1 protein-coding gene is annotated in these 2,003 nt (G+C 60.1%); it reads right to left on the bottom strand.

Annotated features, from left to right (window positions below):
* Positions 1-237: 237 nt before the first annotated feature.
* Positions 238-1,569: a group II intron reverse transcriptase/maturase gene (gene ltrA / locus Q2941_RS51465; RefSeq protein WP_254107294.1), complete on the bottom strand. Its 1,332-nt coding sequence runs from the start codon at positions 1,567-1,569 to the stop codon at positions 238-240.
* Between the last annotated feature and the right edge of the window lie 434 nt (positions 1,570-2,003).

The raw sequence follows: 2,003 nt of genomic DNA on the forward strand, positions 1-2,003 counted from the left end.
CATTCCGCATCACAGCAGACGAACTTGTTATGTCGGCTCCGGGTCCATTCGACAAGCGCGGGGAATAGTCGCTAAGGGTAGAGTCGAGATGTGGCGCGGTGGCGGTAGGCTGAACATATCTGTTTGCCGCCCCTTTCGTCTGGCGGTGCCTTACTGGTTCACCCTTGGCTCCGTTTCCACATCCCGCTCATCGAACCGGACGGGCGCAGCTAACGCATCCGGCTCTCGGACATGACTTCACGCCTTCGCCCACGGCACGTCGCGGCCAAGCGCGGTTAGGCGTACGAGCCCGAAGTGCCCGTAGAGGTGCGAGAGTGGATAAGTCCCGCCCTTGCGTCGCCTTACCTTGTGCTTGATGCGCAACCACCGGCGCAACCGCACAGCGGTGTAGTTGTCGATCGCCCGGTACGCCTTGTTGACGGTGCCTACGTTGAAGTAGTTCGCCCATCCGCGCAGCGTGCGGTTCAACCTCGCCACCAGCTCTGTGGTGTCTTGCCAAGTTCCCGTTCGGGTCGTCAGTGCATGGATTTGCTCAACCATACGCTTGATGCTCTTCTTCGAGGGCCGGTACCCGAGGTACGCCTTTCCGGTCTTCGCCGAATACATCAACCCGAATGAGTATCCCAGGAAGTCGAACTTTTCTTCCGGGACCTTGCAGATTCGTGTCTTCTCCTCGTTGACCGTCAGCTTCAGCTTTCCCATGATCTCGCGCAGTCGCGACGAGGCCTCTTCGGCTTTGCCCCTTCGGCACAGGATCACGAGATCGTCGGCGTAGGTCACGATGCGAGAGCCGAGGCTTTGCTCCAGCCCGAGCATCTTCCATCCCAGCACAAACCGGCGCATGTAGATATTCGCCAGCAATGGTGAGAGGGGTGAACCTTGCGGAATGCCGCGCCGGTTGTCCCGGGCTTCGGTCGTGCGTGTCTTCCGTCCTCGATCGTCGGTTTCTTCCACGGGACACTCCAGCCACATCTTGATCAGATGCAGCACGCGCCGATCAACAATCCGGCGCGCTACCGACTTGAGAAGGTCGGCATGCGGAATGCTTCCGAAGTAGTCCGCGAGGTCGGCGTCAACGACTTCCGGGTGGCCACGGAACAGCTGCGCTTCCACCTCGACCACCGCCTGTTGGGCATTTCGCCCGGGACGGTACGCGTACTGTTCGGGTGGAAGGTCGGCTTCGAAGATCGGTTCTAGCACTAGCATCGCTGCCGTCATGCAGACTCGATCGCGCAAGGTCGAGATGCCTAATGGCCTGAGTTTGCCATTGGCCTTCGGTATGTACACTCTTCTGATAGGGTCCGGTCGATACGTCTCCTGCCTGAGCGCAAGCGCCAGTTCGCCAAGCCACCGCTGCACCCCGTACGCCTCGATGTCCGCGAAGTCCTGACCGTCCACGCCCGGTGCGCCCTTGTTGGAGCGGCATTGAGCATAGGCATGGGCCAAGATGTCTTCCCGGCTGATCTTGTCGTACAGGGCGTAGAAGCGGTAGCCGGCTTCTGCCTTCGCTTTCGCGTGCAACGCCGTCTGCAGTTTCTGAACACTCTTCGGAGTTGATAGGTTGCCCAATCCCCAGGTCCCTCGCTACGTCTTGCGTTCGTCTTGAACTGAGGTCCCTTCCCTCCCTCGGCGTTACCCGGCTTCAGCGGTACTACGAACCCCTCCGCATCCCCACGGTGCCCGGCCTGTCCCTCGCGGGCGTCCGGTTGATCATCCCTGACCACGCCGTGGGGCCTCCCGTGTTGCGTACGCTTTCCTTGTGTGCATGCTGTCGCCACTACCCCGGCACAGCGATTGGAGCCTTACTTCGCTCTCTTCCTCCCCAATCGTGTCAGCCTTCCCTGATATGGCTGTCAGGTCGGCCTGTGCTTCGTCCTTTTCGAGGCTTGCTCAGCGTTCACTTGCGTTACGGCCTGCACACTCGCGCTGAAGATCATCTAGCCGGCCTTCGCTAGCAAGAAGGCGGTGGAGCTAAAGTGAGTTCGCAATCATCGATTCACTTT

The organism is Bradyrhizobium sp. UFLA05-153 (assembly GCF_054185185.1).